Genomic DNA, 15,238 nt, shown 5'->3' on the forward strand with positions numbered 1-15,238 from the left:
TCAGCGGCCGACCGGCTGCAGGTTGAGCTTGCGGCCGGCGAGCCCGCGGCCCTTGCGGAGCAGGGAATCGGCAAGGCCGGTGACCGCGGTTGCCGAGGGCTGTGCCGGATCGCTGCCGACGATCGGCTCACCGGTGTCACCGCCGGCGCGCAGCTGCGGGTCCAGCGGGATCCTGGCCAGCACCGGGACGTCGTAGCCGAGCCGGGTGCCCAGGGTGGTCGCGACCTCGTCCCCGCCGCCCGAACCGAACACGTCGTAGCTGTGCTGTTTGCCGCAGTCCGGGCAGGTGATGAGCAGGTAGGACATGTTCTCCACCACGCCGATCACCCGCTGGTTGACCATGGAGGCCATCGTCCCGGCGCGTTCAGCGACCTCCGCGGCCGCCTGCTGCGGGGTGGTCACCACGATCACCTCGGCATTCGGCAGCTTCTGGCCGACCGAGATGGCGACGTCGCCGGTGCCGGGGGGAAGATCGAGCAGCAGGTAGTCCAGGTCACCCCAGTAGACGTCGGCCAGCATCTGGTGCAGCGCCCGGTCCAGGATCGGCCCGCGCCAGGCGACCACCTGGTCCCGGCGCGGCTTGAGCATGCCGATGCTCATCACCTTGAGCCCGTTGCCCTGCTCGACCGGGACCGGCACGGGCATGATCATGTCCTCGACGGAGGTCGGCCGGGCGTCGGCGATCCCGAGCATCGCGGGCACCGAATGGCCGTAGATGTCGGCGTCCAGGATGCCGACGGTCTGACCGCGGGCGGCCAGCGCCATCGCCAGGTTGACCGTCACCGATGACTTGCCGACGCCACCCTTGCCGGACGCGATCGCGATCACCTTCGTCAGCGACTCCGCCCGCGCGAACGGGATGTCCTTCTCGGTCCGACCACCCTGCAGATTGTCCCGCAGCGAGGCCCGCTGCTCGTCGCTCATCACGCCCAGGCTGACCTCGACCTGCTCGACGCCGGCCACACTGCTGGCCGCCGCTGTGACATCGCGGCGCAGGGTGTCCTTCAGAGGGCAGCCGGCAACGGTCAGCAGGACCTCGATCTCGGCCCGGCCGCCGTCGCTGATGTCGATCCGCTTCACCATGCCCAGCTCGGTGATGGGTTTGCGGATCTCCGGATCGTTGACTCCTGCCAGCGCCTTGGTGATCTCGGTCACCAACGGATGGTCGGGGGTCAGCGTCTCAACATCTGGCATGTCGACCAGCCTAATCGGCCTTGCGAACCGGGCGGTCATGGGACCGATCGTGCGGATCGTCGAGATCGGCGAGGATGGCGCGCAACTCGTTGCGCAGCTCGGTGCGCAGATAGTCCCGGGTCGCCAGGTCGCCGACCGACATCCGCAGGGACGCGATCTCCCGGGCCAGGAAGTCCATGTCGGCACGGGACTGCGCGGCCTGCTGCCGGTCCTGGTTGAGCGCCACCCGGTCCCTGGCCTCCTGCCGGTTCTGGGCGAGCAGGATCAGCGGAGCGGCGTAACTGGCCTGGGTGGAGAAGAACAGATTCAGCAGGATGAAGGGATAGGGATCCCAGCGGAAGCCGTACAACCCGACCAGATTGAGGACCACCCAGACGATCACGAACATCGTCATGTAGAGGATGAATCTCGCCGTCCCCATGAACCGGGCGAACGCCTCCGCGAAGTCGCCGAACGCCTCCGGGGAGAGCCGGAGCCTCGGCACCAGAGAACGCTGCCGGGCACCGGGGATGTTCAGCCGCTCCGGCTCACGCTCGCGGGCCCGGGCCATCAGCGCACCTCCTCGGCGTCGCTCATGGCGTCGAGCTGATCACCTCGCCAATCGGCCGGCAGCACATGGTCAAGGACGTCGTCGACGGTGACCGCGCCGATCAGCCGGCCCTCCTTGTCGACCACCGGCGCGTTGACCAGGTTGTAGGTCGCGAAATAGCGGCTGACCGCGTGCACGTCGGCCTGGTCGGTGAGCGGCTCGAGCTCGGAATCGACCACCGCCGACACCAGGGTCGACGGCGGTTCTCTCAACAGACGTTGGAAATGCACGCCGCCCAGGAAACGTCCCGTCGGCGTCTCCAGCGGCGGCCGGCAGACGAAGATCATCGCCGCCAGCGCCGGAGACAACTCCTCCTGGCGGACCAGTGCCAGCGCATCGGCGACGGTCGCGTCCGGGGAGACGATCACCGGTTCCGGGGTCATCATGCCGCCGGCGGTGAATTCGGCGTAGGTCAGCAACCGCCGCAGATCATCGGCCTCGTCCGGCTCCATCTCGCCGAGCAGCATCTCGGCCATCTCGTTAGGCAGTTCGTTGATCAGGTCGGCGGCGTCGTCGGCGTCCATCTCCTCCAGCACCGAGGCCGCCCGTTCCACGTCCAGAGCCTGGATCAGCTGGACCTGTTCGTCCTCGGGCAGCTCCTCGAGCGCGTCGGCGAGTTTTTGATCATCGAGGGCGGAGGCGACCTCGGAGCGCCGCTCCGGGGTGAGGTCGTGCAGTTCGCGCGCGACGTCGGCCGCCTTCATGTCCTCCATCTCGGCCAGCAACTGCTCGGTCGCCTGGCCGTACGCCCCCAGTCGCGCCGCGATATCGGCCCAGTCCAGGATCGCCACCTGGGCCCTGCGGCTGAATGCGCGGCCCAGGCGGCCGCGGGAGGCCTCCCGGACGGCGACCTCGGAGATCTCCCAGTCCGACGTACGGATCTGGTGCATGGCGACGTCGAAGATCACCCAGGTGCCGGGATTCGAGGGCCGCGTGATCCGCTGGTCGAAGAGGTCCTCCACGACCATCGTTTCGGATTCGCGGCGGGCGAACCGGCGGGTGTTGACCACACCGGTGGTGACGATCTGCACGGCGTCGACGCTCCGCACCCGGGCCATCGGAATGAAGATCCGATGCCGGGCGAACAACTCGACGACCAGACCCTTGACCCGGGGTGGTCTGCTCAGCGTGCGTTCGGTGATCAGGACGTCGCGCAGCCTGCCGATCGTGTCGCCTGCATCGTCGAGGATCGGCAATCCACGGATCCTCGAGATGAATACCGAAGAAGTGGACCCGTTCACGCGGTGAGATTACCGCTTCGCCACCGGCAGAGCCCAACTGTCAGATGCTGCGGATGGCGCCGGTCGGCAACAGGGCGTGCACACCCCAGGTCTGGTTGGCGATCTGGGTCACGCGCATACTCACCGTGGCACTGGCCATCGCCAAGGCCTCGGCCCGGGTGATGGCGTACGTCGCTGCCAGCCAGTCGATCATCGACGACAGCGCGATCGCGGCGGCCTCGTTGAGATCGGCCTCGAAGCCGAAGGTGATGCGTCCGGCCGGAGTGATCGCGTACACGCTGTCCAGGGCCGGCTCGTCGACCAGGTCGAGGGTCATCGTCGTCGTCATCCCGCACTCGATCGCGGTCCCGGACACCTCGCCGTCGCCCTGGACGGCGTGGCCGTCGCCGACCGACAACAGGGCGCCCTCGACGGCGACCGGGATGAACAGCGTCGACCCGGCAAGCAGGTCCCGGCAGTCGATGTTGCCCGCGCCGACCGGTCGCGGTGGCGTGGTCGAGTGCTCACCCGGCTCGGCCGGGGCGACCGCCACCACGCCGAGGAACGGGTCGGTCGAGGTGGCCAGGCCCAGTTGGTTCGTCGCGGTCCGGGTCTGGTTGTTGATCGTCCAGATCAGCCGCGCGCCGTCCTCGGGCTTGAGCCCGAGCCGGGTGTTCAGCGGGGTCTCGCGCAGAGCGGCGCCGGTGAATCCCCAGTCGTCGGGCACCAGCGAGTCGAAACGCACTGCCAGCGACTGACCGGGCTTCGCCCCCTCGACCGCGATCGGTCCGACCAGGCAGTGCCCGCGGGCCTCGCCGAAGAACCGCGGCGGCAGCTCGCCGTCGGCGCTCGGCGTTCCGACGTGACCGCCGGAGTCCAGGGTGTGCACGACAACCGTGTCGCCGGGGGAGACGGTCAGCACCGGTTCGAGATCCCGGGAGAAGTAGTTGATCGCGGTGGCTTTCGTGGTGTCGAGGTGGTGGGTTGCCATGGTGCTCCGTTCGGGGATGGGGTGGGGGTTCAGGCCAGGCGGATGCGGGGGTCGAGCAGCCCGTACAAGATGTCGACGATCACGTTCGCGACCACGACGAAGGTGCCGCCGAGCAGCACCACACCGATGATCACAGGTCGATCCTGTGCGGTCACGGCCGTGATCGCCAGCGCGCCGACGCCCTGCAGGTTGAAGACCTGCTCGGTGATGATCGCACCGCCGAGCAGCATCGCGACATCGGAGCCGAGCTGGGTGATGATCGCGGTCAGGGTCGATCGGAGCCCGTGCTTGTAGACGACCCGTCGCTCGGAGATTCCCTTGGCCCGGGCCGTACGGATGTAGTCCTCGCCGAGCACGTCGAGCAACTGCCCGCGGGTCAGCCGGGCATAGATCGCCGCATTGACCAGCGCCAGCGTGAACCAGGGCAGAACCAGGTGCCGGGCCCACTGGCCGATCCCTTCCGAGAGCGGGGCATAGCCGCCGGCGGGGAACAGCGTGAAGTTGGCCTGGCGGGGCAGGAAGTACAGCACGAAGAGCATCAGCATCCCGAGCACGAAGCTCGGAAAGCTCAACCCGACCAGGGTGAAGCCCTGTCCCAGCCGGTCGCGGGCCGAGCCCGGCGACCTGGCCGATGCGACTCCGACCGGGATTCCGATCAAGAGCCAGACGACGACGCCGCCCAGAACCAGCGAGGCGGTCGCCGGGATCCGCTCGCCGATCAGCGTCAGGACCGACTCCTGGCTGTGGTAGGAGAAGCCGAGATTGCCGTGCAGGGCGTTGTCGATGAATCGCAGGTACTGCACGTAGATCGGGTCGTCCAGCCCCAGCGAGTGCCGGATCTGGGCCAGCAGTTGGGCGGAGGCCTCGTCGCCGCCCAGAGCCCGTGCCGGGTCGCCGGGAGCGATGAAGAACAGACCGAAGACGAAGATGCTCAGGGCGATCAGCACAACCGCGCCGAACACCAGCCGGGTGACCACAAGTCTGATCATGCTGCCGCCTTCCTGGCCGATCGGGAGGAGCGTCGGCGGGTCAGCCGGACGAATCCGACCCGGCGGGCCTTGGGATCCAGAGCGTCCCGCAGTCCGTCGCCGAGGATGTTGAAGGCCAGGGTGGTGAGCAGCAGGATCCCGCCGGGGAAGATGACCATCCACCACGCGACCATGTAGAGCGATCCGTTGAGCGCCTCGGACAGCATCCCGCCCCAGCTGGCCGCCGGCGGGACGATGCCCAGCCCGAGGAAGGACAGTGTTGCCTCGAAGACGATCGACGACGGGATCATCATCGTCGTGTAGACGACGATCGGCACGGTCAGGTTGGGCAGCACGTCCCGGACGATGATCGACACCGGGCCCGAGCCCAGGGACCGGGCCGCCTCGACGAATTCCCTTTGTCGCAGAGAAAGCACCTGACTGCGGACCACCCGGCCGATATGGGTCCAGCTGAAGAAGATGATCACGCAGATGCTCAGCGTCAGGCTGGGGCCGCGGACCGACACCAGGGCCAGCGCACACAACAGGAACGGCACGCTCATCACCAGGTCGATCACCCGGCTCAGCAACAGGTCGGCCCAGCCGCCGAAGTAGCCGGCGATGGTGCCGATGGTGACGCCGATGGCGGCAGCGACCAGCGATGCGACGACGCCGACCAGCAGCGACACCCGGGCTCCATACGCCAGCCGGACCAGGACGTCGCGGCCGAGTGAGTCGGTGCCGAGCAGGAAGGTGTGTCCCGGGCCCCTCGGGATCCCGGCCGAGGTCAGGCCGGTGTCGCGGAACTGCTGGGCCATGCCGTGGCCGGTGGCCGCGGCGACCAGCGGCGCGCAGAGCGCGAAGATGATCAACAGCAGGACGAAGCCGAAGGCACCGAGCGCTGCGCGGTCGCGCAGCAGCCGGCGGATCGTCAGCTCTCCCGAACCGCGTTGTTTGACCCGTCGGGTGCCGATCTCGGCCTCGGCCGGGTCGACGGCAAGAGCGTCCGACATCAGGCCACCTCCTGTACGCCGTCGGGCCGGGCCGGTGCACTCAGTGACTCCACCAGGGTGCGGGGCTGGCCCGAGATCGGATACGGCCGCGACATCGATGCGCTGAGCAGGGTCCGGGTGAATTCCTGCTGCGGCGCGTCGTAGATAGAGTCCGCGTCGGCGAGCTCGATGATCATGCCGCCGTCCATCACCGCGATCCGGTCGCAGATGTGCCGGACCACGGCCAGATCGTGGGAGATGAACAGGTAGGTGAGGCCGAACTCCTGCTGCAGCGATTTGAGCAGGTTGAGGATCTGCGCCTGGATCGAGACATCCAGGGCCGACACCGGTTCGTCGCAGATGATCAATTCCGGTTGCAGTGCCAGGGCCCGGGCGATGCCGATCCGCTGCCGCTGGCCGCCGGAGAATTCCGAGGGGAACCGGTTGTAGTGCTCCGGATTGAGCCCGACGAGTTCCATCAGGGACTGCACCCGGCTCCGGCGCTGGGCGCCGCTCAGCCGCTCGTGGATCCGGTACGGGTCGCCGATGATCGACCCGACCCGGCGGCGGGGATTGAGCGAGCCGAAGGGGTCCTGGAAGACCAGCTGTACCTCCCTGCGCATCCGCCGCCACGCCGCACGGTTGATGTATTGCAGATCGGCACCCGCAACCGTGACGACGCCCTCGGTGACCGGGGCCAGCCCGGCGATCACCCGAGCAAGGGTGGTCTTGCCGCAGCCGCTCTCGCCGACCAGACCGAGGGTCTCACCACGGTGGATCTCCAGGTCGATGCCTTTCAGTACCGGCACCGACTTCCGCCGCCCCAGAGGTCCTGTCCGATAGGTCAGACGGACGTCCTGCACCGAGGCTGCCAGCACGTTTGCCGCCCGATGCCGGGAGATCTTGCGGGCGGCGACGGTCGCCGGCCGGCGCTCGGTGGCCGGCGCCTTGTGCTCCAGCCAGCAGGCGGACCGGCCGCCGTCGGCGTAGACCCGGACCGGCGGCGGCAGGCGTCGACAATCGTCGACCGCGGACTCGCAGCGTTCGAGGAACGGGCATAGTGCCGCCGGCTGCAACAGGCTCGGGGGCCGTCCGGGGATTGGCACCAGCTCCTCGCCCGGGGTGTAGTTGGCCGGCGAGGACAGGAGCAGTCCGGCGGTGTACGGGTGGGCCGGCCGTCCGAAGATCTCCGCGCGGGCGCCGATCTCCATCCGGTTGCCGGCATACATCACCATCACGTCACTGGCGATCGTGGACAGCAGGCCGAGATCGTGGGTGATCATGACGATGGTCGCGCCGGACTCCTGCTGGACCTCCTGCAGCAGTTCGATGATCTGGGCCTGGACGGTGACGTCGAGTGCCGTCGTCGGCTCGTCGGCGATGATCAACGGCGGGTTGAGGGCCAGCGCCATCGCGATCATGACCCGCTGCCGCATGCCGCCGGAGAACTGGTGCGGGTAGCTGGAGAAGCGTGTCCCGGCATCGGAAATGCCGACCTTGGCCAGCAACTCGATCGTCCGGGCCTTCGCGGCGGCCGGGCTGACCCGCTCGTGGGCATGGATCAGCTCGGTGATCTGGGATCCGATCGTGTAGTAGGGATGCAGCGAGCTCAGCGGGTCCTGGAAGATCATCCCGATCCGCCGGCCGCGCATCGACTGCAGTTCCTCGGGGCGCATCGTCAGCAGGTCGACCCCGTCGAAGCGGGCGCTGCCGGTGATCTCCGCGAAGGGCATCAGCCCGCTGATCGCCTGGGTCAACACGCTCTTGCCGGAGCCGGACTCGCCGACGATCCCGAAGATCGTCCCGGCCTCGACCGAGAACGACACCTCCTGCACGGCGTGCACGTTGCCGTCCTCGGTCGGGATCCGGACCGACAGCTGCTCGACCTCGAGGACGCTGGTCACGACTTCAGCCAGAGGTTGGTCCAGTCGGCCTGCGAGCCGATCGGGTAGATCTGATAGTTCTGCACCCGCTTGGAGTAGTAGAGCACCGACTTGCGAGCGTAGGTCGGGATGATCGGCGGATCGGCCATCACCTTGTCGTCGACCTGCTGCCACAGCTCGGCACTCTTGGCCGAGTCCGTGGTCGCCTCGGCCTGTTCGGCCAGCTTGTCGGCAGCCGGATTGTCGTAGTCGGCCAGGTTGTAGGTCTGTGGGGTGCCGTTGTAGGTATACAGCGTCCCGAACACCGCTCGCGCCGCGCCGCCGACCCAGTCGGCCTGCCAGCCGATCATGCCGAGATCCCAGTTGCCGGCGGCGGCACCTTTCTTGTCGGTAATGATCTTGGTCGCATCCACCGGGTTCTCGGGCATCAGCTTGAGAGTGACACCGGCCTTCCCGAAGGACGCCTGCAGGATCTGCACCAGAGCCGGGTTGGGGTCGGCCGTGCTGTATGGCAGCTTGAGCGTCAGCCCGTTGGGATAACCGGCCGCGGCCAGCAGTTGCTTGGCCTTGGCCGGATCGCCGGCATCGCCGGGCGACGGGTACGGCGAGAAGTTGTGGTAGCCGTTGATGCCCGGGCCGAGGATGCCGTGCTGGGGCGACGAGGTCAGCGGGCCGCCGAGCTGCTGGACCAGGGCCTTCTTGTCCACCGCGTATTCGAGCGCCTGCCGGACCTTGAGCTTCTTCAGTGCGCCACCGTTGTTGTCGGACAGCGTGTTGAACCAGATGAACGAGGTGGCACCGGTGTCGAAGGTCACCAGATGATCATCTTTGGCTGCGCTGAGCTGCTGCAGTGTCGCGGCCGGCATGGTGATGTCGTAGGTCAGGTCCCCGTCACCGGACTGCAACTGCTGCATCGCGGCCTGGGGTGTGACGCCCTGTTCGATGTGGATCTTGTCGACGTAGGCCTTCCGGAGCGGATCGGTGCTGGCCTTCCAGGCCTTGTTGCGGACCAGGGTGAGTTGCTGGTTGGGGGAGTAGCTGCCGACGGTATACGGGCCGCTGGCCACGAAATTTCGCTTGTAGTCAAGGGAATCCGGGAGATACTGCAGTGCTTCCTCGGGCTGCGGGGCCATCGCCGGCAGGGTGACCATGTAGTTGAAGTCGCCGGCCGGCTTGACCAGATGCACAACGACCGTCTTCGGGTCGGAGGTGTCGATACCGGAAATGGTGTGGGTGTCCAGGTACTTCTTGATCGCCGGCGCCGTCGGGTCGATCTTGGCGAAGGCCGCGCAGAAGTCGGCCATGCCCTTGATCAAGTCGAGGACGTAGCCGAGGCGGGGCGAGGCCATGTACGGATTGCACATCAGCGCCACGCCGCGGGCGAAGTCCGCTGAGTTGATCTGTCGGGCGCCGCTGGGGGCATCCCAGTCGGCGCCGTCGCGGATCGTGTAGGTGTAGGTCAACCCGTTGTCGGTCGGCTCGGGCACGGCGGTGGCCAGGTCCGGCCGCAGCTTGTTCCGGGTGGCCAGGTCCATCGACGACTGGTAGCCGAGCAGCGAGCGGGTCACTGCGTGCTGGACGTTGTTGCCGGCGATCGAGCCGCCCTGGGTCGGATCGATGTGATCGACATCGGCGGTCGCCAGGATCTGCAGCGTTCCGCCCTTCGTCGGGGTCCCGGCATTCGCGGAGGTGGTGGACGTACCGTTCTGGGAACAAGCCGCCAGGACGAGCGTGAGGGAGGCCAGGCCCACGACGAGCGTGGTCCGGGCCGAGCGGGTCGAGGGCATTGGGGTACTCCGGAGGCAGGCGACTGGTGGGTTCGATCCGTTACAGATGGTGTGGATCAACCCGCTTAGGTTATTCGTGTTTCAGCCTCTGCAGACTGTGTGAGACGATCCTTTAATCGGTCGGTAAAGCGACTGAAACACGAGACCTCGGGGCCGGCCGGCCGTAGGCTGTGACGCCATGAGCACCGACGATGCTGCTGCGTACAAGGACGTCGTGATCGACGCCGTCGACGGCACCCGGGCGGCCGGTTTCTGGTCCGCAGCGATCGGGCTGCAGGCGTCGTCGACCAGCCCCGGCGGCGACTTCGTGTTGCGCGGGTCCCGGCCGGAGCAGACGGTCTGGATCAATCAGGTGCCGGAACCGCGTACGGTCAAACAACGGGTGCACCTCGACCTGCACACCTCGGGTGTGGAGGAGTTGATCACGCTCGGTGCGAGCGTCGACACCGAGTTCGCCGGCTGGACGATCATGCGGGATCCGGAGGGCGGCGAATTCTGCGCCTTCGATCGCGAACCGGAGCGACTCGGCGATTATCGGATGTACGAACTGGTGGTCGACGCCGCGGATCCGGAACGGATCTGCCGCTGGTGGGCCGCTCGATTCGATCTTGAAGCCCGCCACGACGATCATGGTCCGTGGTGGTGGCTGGAGGGTGGGTCGCTGCCCTGGCCGATGGTCTTCAATCCGGTGCCCGAGCCCAAGACGGTCAAGAACCGGGTGCACTGGGATGTCTGGGGCCTGACGTCGGACTACCTGGCCGCCGGAGCGAGTCTGCTGCGCGGTCGCGACGACGAGATCGACTGGGATGTGCTCGCCGACGTCGAAGGTAACGAATTCTGTGTGTTCTCGCGGTAGCGTTGGGCTATAGATCGGAGGACAGCAGCAGATGTCACTATCCAATCCCGGCGGTTTCGCCCGCCCCGGCGGTCCCGGCACAAGTTCGCTCTTCGAGTTGCAGTTCCCGCAATCGGTCGGGCTCTACAACAGTTATGAGGATGCGCAGAAGGCTGTCGACTACCTCGCCGACAACAAGTTCGAGGTGCAGAATCTGGCCATCGTCGGTACCGACCTGAAGCAGGTCGAGCGGGTGCTGGGCCGGCGCAACTGGGGGACCGTGATCGGACAGGGCGTCCAGTCCGGCCTGACGACCGGCGTCGTGGTCGGCTTCGTGATGTTGCTCTTCGCACCGGTGCACAACTTCGTGGCGTTGATCTTGGTGGCGCTCGGCATCGGCATCGTCCTCGGCGTCGGGTTCCAGGCCCTGGGCTATGCGATGAGCCGCGGCCGGCGTGACTTCACCTCGATCACCCAGGTGGTGGCCACCAAGTACGAGGTGCTCTGCGAGCACAAGGTGGCGGCCAAGGCGCGCGAGATGCTGCAGCAGATGCCCGGCGCCCGCGCGGCCTACTTCCAGTAGGTCACAACCAGCCGTTCTTCTTGAAGCCGATCCAGACGCCGACCATCACCGCCAGGATCAGCCCGACGAAGATCCAGAAGTGGTACGCCCCGGTCGCCCACGGCAGCGGGCTGAAGTTCATCCCGTAGATCCCGGCCAGCGCGGTCGGCGCGGCGATCATGGCCGCCCAGGCGGCCAGCTTGCGCATGTCCTGGTTGTCGCTGACCGACAGCCGAGCCAGGCCGGCCTGCATGATCGAGGTCAGCACCTCGTCGTAGGACGACACGGCCTCCGCGGCGGCGACGTGATGGTCGTGGAGCTCCCTGAAATAGGCCCGGGCGTCCGGCGGGATCATCGGGTAGCTCCGTGTCGCCAGTCGCTCCAATGGTGCCGCCAGGGGTACAACCGATCGTTTGAACTCGATCAGTTCGCGCTTGAGCTGGTAGACGTTGCTGATCTTGCGCTCGCCGTCCTCGGCAAAGACCATCGCCTCGACCTCGTCGACGTCGGTCTCGAACTCGCCGACCACGTCCAGGTAGTCGTCGATGATCATGTCGGCGATCGAGTAGAGCACCGTCCAGGGGCCTTCGGCCAGGCGCTCGGGATCCTGCTCGAGGGTGCGCCGGATGTTGCCCAGCGGGGCATGCTCGCCCTTGCGCACGGTGATCACGAAGTGTTCGTTGAGGAAGATCATGATCTGGCCGGTGGAGACGATCTCGGCGGTGTCGGTCAGGCGCTTGTGCTCGACATAGGCGACGGTGGAGATCACCACGAACATGTCGTCGCCGAAAAGCTCCATCTTGGACCGGGTATGACCCTCGACCGCATCCTCGATGGCCAGCGGGTGCAGGTCGAACTGCTGCGGTAAGGCGTGCAGGTCGGCATCGGTGGGATCCTTCAGACCGAGCCAGACGAAGCCCTGTTTGTCCGCCACGGCGCGCCGGGCAGCCGTCGCCACATCGGGGGCGCTCTGCCGGACACCGTCGACGTACCAACCCCAGTCGACGACCGAGTTGGGCGCGGGGTCGGCAGCGGCGGGCGCGGTCCGGGGACGACGACGCCCCAGGACGCTCAGCGATTCGAAGTAGCGATCACGCGCCCGCTGGGCCGGATCCTCCGGCGACGGTCGGGCGGGAAGATGCGGCCTCGGGCTCATCGGCGGATCACTCCTTCAGAAGCGTTGCCATCCAGGCTTCGACGTCGTCGGCACTTCGCGGAAGTGCTGCCGACAGGTTCTCGTTGCCGTCCTCGGTGATCAGGATGTCGTCCTCGATCCGTACCCCGATACCCCGCAACTCCTCGGGCACCAGCAGGTCGTCGGCCTTGAAGTAGATACCCGGTTCGACGGTGACCACCATGCCGGGCGCCAGCGTTCCCTCGCGGTAGTTCTCCCGGCGCGCCTGCGCGCAGTCGTGCACATCCAGCCCCAGGTGGTGGGAGGTGCCGTGCACCATCCAGCGCCGGTGCTGGCCGCCGTCCTCCGACAGCGACTCCTCGGCGCTGACCGGCAGGATGCCCCATTCCTCCAGGTATCCGGCGATCACCCCGATCGCGGCCTTGTGCACCTCGGAATAGGTGGTGCCGGCCTTGGCGGCGGCGATGCCGGCCTCCTGTGCGGCCAGCACGGCCTCGTACACCTTGCGCTGGGCATCGGTGAAGGTGCCGTTGATCGGCAGCGTCCGGGTGACGTCGGCGGTGTAGAGCGTGTCGATCTCGACCCCTGCGTCGATCAGGATCAGCTCACCCTCGCGCAGGTCGCCGTCGTTACGGATCCAGTGCAGGGTGTTGGCGTGGTCGCCGGCGGCGGCGATCGAGTCGTAGCCGACCGCATTGCCGGTGTGCCGGGCGTGCAGGCCGAAGATGCCCTCGACCCAGCGCTCACCGCGCCCGCGGCGTACGGCTTCGGGGAACTGCTTGACGACCTCGGCGAAGGCCTCAGCGGTCCGGGCGCAGGCCTCGCGCAACTGGCCCTGCTCGAATTCGTCCTTGACCAGCCGAAGCTCCGACAGCAGGACCTCCAGCTCCTGGTCGGCCTCGGCCGCCTGCTCGGCGTCCAGACCGTGTTCGGCGCGGATCGCATCGATCAGCTCCGCCAGGCCCGGATCGGCGGCGCGGAGCAGCCGGATCGCGGTCTGGTCGGCGTTCTTGCGCAGGGCGTCCTCGAGTTCCTCGATCGGTACGCAGCGCAGCGCCGACCGGGCCGCCATCTCCTCCAGCGTCTCGCGCTTGCCGACCCACATCTCGCCGTAGCGGGCGTTGGCGTAGAACTCCTCGGAGTCCCGGGGTGCCCGCGGCTTGAAGTAGAGGGTGGCGTCGTGCCCGCTGTCGGTCGGCTCAAGCACCAGGACGGCGTCGGGCTCCTTGTCGGTGCCGAGCCCGGTCAGGTGGGCGAAGGCCGAATGCGGGCGGAACCGGTAGTCGGTGTCGTTGGAGCGCACCACGAGCCCACCGGCGGGGATGACGATCCGCTCACCCGGGTAGGCGGCGCCGACCTTCTCGCGGCGCGCGGGAGCGTAAACGGTCGCGGGCAACGGGTCGGGCAGGTCACTTGATCCGGGCGCCCAATCGGTACCGATGAATGCCCGGAACGCCTCGGAGAACGGCGTCTGCCGATTGGGAAGGGCTGCCTGCTTCTCGCTCATGGTGGCATTGTTGCACCGTGCCGAAGCGAACAGGGTGCGGCTTCGCGCGCTCTGGACGTCGGCCTTAAGGTTCACTCGTGGCCTTGACCCCTGTAGCCGATCGGCTGACGGCGATCGATGACGAGCACTTGACCCGGCTCGGCTTCCGAGCCGACGACCGACACGACGCCCTGCTGACCATCCGCCGCGCGCTCGACGAGCCAACGGTGCTCGCCCGCGTCCAGTACATCGCCGATCAGCTGCTGGAGCAGCTCGGGATCTTCGACCGGCCGAAGGACCCGTTCGCGGTGCCGGAGGGCTTCGACGACCTCGACCCGGCTGTGCTCGACAAGGAATGGGGAGTCGGGGTGCTACCGCTGCTGGCGCTGGTGGCGACCGCCGACGACGTGGCCGGTTTCCACGCCGGTCGGGGGATCGACCCGGAGGTCTCGCGCCGGAGCCTGTCGGATCTCGGCCAGCAGGCCTGGGTGCACCGCCGGACGTTCTCCGGCTTCGGCCTGCACACCTATCCCTGGATGCGGATCTGCTGGTCGGGAGCGCTCTACTGGCTCGGCCGGCTGCAGTTCAACCTGACCCGCTACCACGGTGACTGGGTGGTCTCCACCCACATCCCGGAGTCCGGTCCGCTGACGCCCGAGGCCTGCGCCGAGTCGTTCGGATGGGCCAGGACATTCTTCGCCGAGCACTTCCCCGACTACCCGACGACGGTGTTCCACTGCGGATCCTGGTTGCTGGACCCGCAGCTGACCGAAGTGCTCGCGCCGGAGTCGAACATGGTGAGATTCCAGCAGCTGTGGGAGCTCGACGACGAGCAGCGGGTCGGCGACCCGGACGCGCTGTTCTTCGTCTTCCGCCGTCGAGGCGAGGTCGACCTCGAGACGCTCCCGCAGGACACCTCCCTGCAACGGGCGATCGTGGCCAAGATCCGTGCCGGAGGCCACTGGCAGCTGCGCGAGGGTACGTTCGGTCAGGACCGCTTCGCCGGATGACGGGTCTGTAGATGACCGAGCTGTATCTGGTCCGGCACGGCGAGACCGAGTGGAGCAAGAGCGGTCAGCACACGTCGGTGACCGATCTACCGCTCACCGCGGCCGGCCGACGGCAGGCGGAATCGCTGAACGGCCGGCTGCGGCCGGAGGACTTCGCGCTGGTCCTGTCCAGCCCGCGGCAGCGGGCCATCGACACCGCCGAACTGGCGGGCTTCACCGGTGCTCATGCGCCCGAGCTCAGCGAGGACCTGATCGAGTGGGCCTACGGCGACTACGAGGGTCTGACCAGCGACCAGATCCACCAGCGCGATCCGGACTGGGACCTGTGGCGGGACGGCTGCCCCGGCGGCGAATCGCCGCAGCAGGTCGTCGACCGGCTGGAACGCTTCGAGAGCCGGGTCAAGGAGTCCGGTGCCGAGCGGGCGATCGCGTTCGCCCACGGGCATTCATTGCGGGCGCTCACCCTGTGCTGGCTGGACCTGGACATTGGCCTGGGGGAGCAGTTCCCGCTGCAGACCGCGAGCGTGTCCGTGCTCGGCTGGGCCAAGGGCGAGCCGGCACTGATCCGCTGGAACGCCGTCTAGCG

14 protein-coding genes are annotated in these 15,238 nt (G+C 67.6%); 4 read left to right on the forward strand and 10 right to left on the reverse strand.

Features of this window, described 5'->3' with window-relative positions:
• From IEY07_RS00895 to IEY07_RS00930, 8 genes are read right to left on the reverse strand one after another with little or no spacing between them, the layout of a single operon-like run.
• A complete protein-coding gene (locus tag IEY07_RS00895) occupies window positions 1-1,194 on the reverse strand; it encodes an Mrp/NBP35 family ATP-binding protein (RefSeq protein WP_188893294.1) in 1,194 nt (397 codons plus the stop codon).
• Window positions 1,195-1,204: 10 nt separating this feature from the next.
• On the reverse strand, window positions 1,205-1,744 hold the full coding sequence (locus IEY07_RS00900) for a DUF1003 domain-containing protein (protein WP_188893295.1): 540 nt from the start codon (window positions 1,742-1,744) through the stop codon (window positions 1,205-1,207).
• Window positions 1,744-3,024, reverse strand: coding sequence for a magnesium transporter MgtE N-terminal domain-containing protein (locus IEY07_RS00905; RefSeq protein ID WP_229669586.1), 1,281 nt, complete (start codon window positions 3,022-3,024; stop codon window positions 1,744-1,746). The genes IEY07_RS00900 and IEY07_RS00905 overlap by 1 nt, the downstream gene beginning before the upstream one ends.
• 40 nt (window positions 3,025-3,064) lie before the next feature.
• Window positions 3,065-3,994, reverse strand: coding sequence for an acetamidase/formamidase family protein (locus IEY07_RS00910; RefSeq protein WP_188893296.1), 930 nt, complete (start codon window positions 3,992-3,994; stop codon window positions 3,065-3,067).
• 29 nt (window positions 3,995-4,023) lie between these two features.
• Window positions 4,024-4,983: an ABC transporter permease gene (locus IEY07_RS00915; protein WP_188893297.1), complete on the reverse strand. Its 960-nt coding sequence runs from the start codon at window positions 4,981-4,983 to the stop codon at window positions 4,024-4,026.
• Complete coding sequence (locus IEY07_RS00920; RefSeq protein WP_188893298.1) at window positions 4,980-5,975, reverse strand: ABC transporter permease; 996 nt, start codon at window positions 5,973-5,975, stop codon at window positions 4,980-4,982. Before IEY07_RS00920 ends, IEY07_RS00915 begins: the two co-directional genes overlap by 4 nt.
• The gene (locus tag IEY07_RS00925) at window positions 5,975-7,858 is read right to left on the reverse strand and encodes a dipeptide ABC transporter ATP-binding protein (RefSeq protein WP_188893299.1); all 1,884 of its coding nucleotides are present in this window, start codon (window positions 7,856-7,858) and stop codon (window positions 5,975-5,977) included. Before IEY07_RS00925 ends, IEY07_RS00920 begins: the two co-directional genes overlap by 1 nt.
• The gene (locus tag IEY07_RS00930; protein ID WP_188893300.1) at window positions 7,855-9,624 is read right to left on the reverse strand and encodes an ABC transporter substrate-binding protein; all 1,770 of its coding nucleotides are present in this window, start codon (window positions 9,622-9,624) and stop codon (window positions 7,855-7,857) included. Before IEY07_RS00930 ends, IEY07_RS00925 begins: the two co-directional genes overlap by 4 nt.
• Before the next feature lie 178 nt (window positions 9,625-9,802).
• Here IEY07_RS00930 and IEY07_RS00935 point away from each other — a divergent pair, with 178 nt between their 5' ends.
• Window positions 9,803-10,480, forward strand: coding sequence for a VOC family protein (locus IEY07_RS00935; protein WP_188893301.1), 678 nt, complete (start codon window positions 9,803-9,805; stop codon window positions 10,478-10,480).
• Window positions 10,481-10,511: 31 nt separating this feature from the next.
• Complete coding sequence (locus tag IEY07_RS00940; protein ID WP_188893302.1) at window positions 10,512-11,042, forward strand: YflT domain-containing protein; 531 nt, start codon at window positions 10,512-10,514, stop codon at window positions 11,040-11,042.
• A gap of 1 nt (window position 11,043) precedes the next feature.
• On the opposite strand, the gene IEY07_RS00945 is transcribed toward IEY07_RS00940, so the two are convergent.
• A complete protein-coding gene (locus IEY07_RS00945; RefSeq protein WP_188893303.1) occupies window positions 11,044-12,177 on the reverse strand; it encodes a magnesium and cobalt transport protein CorA in 1,134 nt (377 codons plus the stop codon).
• A 7-nt stretch (window positions 12,178-12,184) separates the two neighbouring features.
• Entirely contained in the window at window positions 12,185-13,663 is a 1,479-nt protein-coding gene (locus tag IEY07_RS00950; protein ID WP_188893304.1) for an aminopeptidase P family protein, read from the reverse strand.
• A gap of 77 nt (window positions 13,664-13,740) precedes the next feature.
• Between IEY07_RS00950 and IEY07_RS00955 the strand changes: the two genes are divergently transcribed.
• Both IEY07_RS00955 and IEY07_RS00960 read left to right on the forward strand, forming a co-directional pair.
• Window positions 13,741-14,652, forward strand: coding sequence for an acyltransferase domain-containing protein (locus IEY07_RS00955; protein ID WP_188893305.1), 912 nt, complete (start codon window positions 13,741-13,743; stop codon window positions 14,650-14,652).
• Window positions 14,653-14,663: 11 nt separating this feature from the next.
• On the forward strand, window positions 14,664-15,236 hold the full coding sequence (locus tag IEY07_RS00960; protein WP_188893306.1) for a histidine phosphatase family protein: 573 nt from the start codon (window positions 14,664-14,666) through the stop codon (window positions 15,234-15,236).
• Window positions 15,237-15,238 lie beyond the last annotated feature (2 nt).

Source organism: Microlunatus endophyticus, from assembly GCF_014646195.1.
In the GTDB taxonomy this organism is placed as follows: domain Bacteria; phylum Actinomycetota; class Actinomycetes; order Propionibacteriales; family Propionibacteriaceae; genus Microlunatus; species Microlunatus endophyticus.